The sequence below is a fragment of the Staphylococcus sp. HMSC034C12 genome (assembly GCF_001835895.1).
GTDB lineage: Bacteria > Bacillota > Bacilli > Staphylococcales > Staphylococcaceae > Staphylococcus > Staphylococcus hominis.
In genome coordinates this window covers 1-2,453 of the sequence record NZ_KV826336.1, presented here as the reverse complement: position 1 = coordinate 2,453, position 2,453 = coordinate 1, and the positions used below count along the sequence as shown (strand labels likewise).

2 protein-coding genes are annotated in these 2,453 nt (G+C 28.5%); both read left to right on the top strand.

Annotation, left to right across the window (positions count from 1 at the left end):
• On the top strand, positions 1–524 hold a 524-nt coding region (locus tag HMPREF2629_RS07965), incomplete at its 5' end, for a protein rep (protein WP_070813267.1).
• A gap of 1,420 nt (positions 525–1,944) precedes the next feature.
• Positions 1,945–2,453: protein rep (locus HMPREF2629_RS10935; RefSeq protein WP_141756720.1), on the top strand; the 509-nt coding region annotated here is incomplete at its 3' end.

Sequence of the window (2,453 nt, the reverse complement as noted above, 5' to 3'; positions counted from 1 at the left end):
TTATGCGTTCAACAGAAGTAACGGTTAATAAAAAAGACGGTAGTTATAATCAACACATGCATGTTTTATTGTGTGTTGAAAATGCGTATTTTAGAAAAAAAGAAAATTATATTACCCAAGAAGAATGGGTTGATCTTTGGCAAAAAGCACTTCGAGTTGATTACAAACCAGTCGCAAATATTAAAGCAATTAAACCAAATAAAAAAGGCGATAAAGATATACAAGCAGCAATTAAAGAAACATCAAAATACTCTGTGAAGTCATCAGATTATCTAACAGGTAATCAAGAAAAAGACGCCGAAATTGTTCAAGATTTAGAACAAGGTTTGCACAGAAAAAGAATGTTAAGTTACGGTGGTTTACTTAAACAAAAACATAAAATTCTAAATTTAGATGACGCAGAAAATGGCGATTTAATAAAAACAAGTGATGATGATGCGATAACTGACGAAGAAGAAAAAGCACATTCAATTACTGCGATTTGGAATTTTGAAAAACAAAATTATTTTTTAAAAAATGTGTAACGTTAGCTGAAAAGCTAGCGTTTTTTTATGCTTTTTTGCCCCTGCAGGAACTATGCGATTAAACGGCACGTTTACCCAGCTTTTATGCCAATTTTTAAATTTGCATGTAGATGGGCAGTGTCTAAAAAATTCGACACTGGTTAAGCAAAAATTTTAGGTTTTTTTCTAATTTTTAAATTTAGCTCATATTTGCGTTTTAAGAGCCGTTAAATTGTTTTGGGTATAAATATATATGAAATACCCCTAAATGCTCTAAAAAGTATCTTAAAATTGCAAATAAGGGTATTCTAAGATTTAAAATATCTTAGACAAAATAAAATGAGCCACTTCTTAAAAAAAGAAATGGCTTTGAGCGAGTTTAAATTAATTAAAGTTAGTTAAACACAAAGTATGTAAAAACCAAAGATAGTGTATTTATTGTCCATAAGGACACAGTCATTTTAAAAATAAATTATGAATAAAGCAATAAAATTATTTAGATTGTTAAATATTAGAACACGCATTTATGCCGAGAAAATTTTTGGTTGGAATGGGCAATGTGTTAGCTAACTAGTTAGCGAGTTGGTTGGGAATTGAATTGGGATTAATCCCAAGAAAGTACCAACTCAACAACACATAATGCCCTGTAGGTTCCAACCAAAAAGCAATTGGAATAAAGCAATTATTTATTTATATTTTTCAGTATGTTATGGTGTTTTTATATTGTTGAGTTTAAATTTTAGATTTGTATACTTACGTTTTGTCTTTTTTATTTCATTGATTGCAGTTTTTAGTCGATTTTAAATTTGCTGAAAACTGCTTTTTAATTTTTAGAAAAAATTATATTAAAGTATGCTATGATATGGGTATACTTCCAAGAAAGTATTTTTTTATAGTGTTTTTTTATTTATCTTCATTTCTTTATTTCCTCTTAGCTAAGAATGTAATTCTTGCTAAGAGATTTTTTTTGTATGTTATAGTGAAAATATAAGAGGTCACAATATTTTATATCTTTGGATCTTGTATTCATTTTAAAATCATTTTTTCTCAGCAGCTTTTAGTGTTTTTAATTGCTAAAAGCTGCTTAATTTTTAGTGATAATGAATTGTGTTAAAATAAAGTTATAGTCTTCAAGATGTGTATTTTAAATTACATTCACTCTGTATTTTGAATGATTTTTTACTTTCTCTCTTAGTTAAGATGATTGTTCTTACTAAGAGATTTTTTTATGCTCTTTTTTAGGTGTTTAGAAACGAGTTGAAAACGAGTTTCTTCTTGTCTTGATACTATATAGAAATAACTCAAAGGATAAAATATGCTCTTGAAGCTTGATATATCAACGTTTTATCTAATTTTTGTGCGTGAAAAGAAAATTTGACATGAAAAAACCCCAGTAATAAGATTAATGTGACGAGCAAAAATCAAATACTGGGGGTTCTTTATGCATTTTTATACTACAAGAAGTGTAGACGAAAATCAAGATAATGAAACATTGAAAGATATGACGAAAAATGGGAAACAACGCCCGTGGAGAGAAAAGAAAATCAGCAATGTAAGTTATGCAGATATACTTGAGATTTTAAAAATAAAAAAGGCTTATAACGTCAAACAATGTGGTAACGTCTTAGAATTTAAACCTAGCGATGACGGGTATTTGAAGTTATATAAAACATGGTTTTGTAAATCAAAACTATGTCCCGTTTGTAACTGGAGGCGTGCAATGAAAAATAGTTCTCAAGCTCAAGAAGTGATAGCAGAAGTAGTTAAAGAAAAACCAAAAGCTCGTTGGTTATTTTTAACACTTTCTACAAAAAATTCGATAAGTGGCGAGCATTTAGACCAAAGTTTAAAAGAGATGTCTAAAGCATTTAATAAATTAAAAATGTATTCAAAAGTTAAGAAAAATTTAGTTGGTTTTATGCGTTCAACAGAAGTAACGGTTAATAAAAA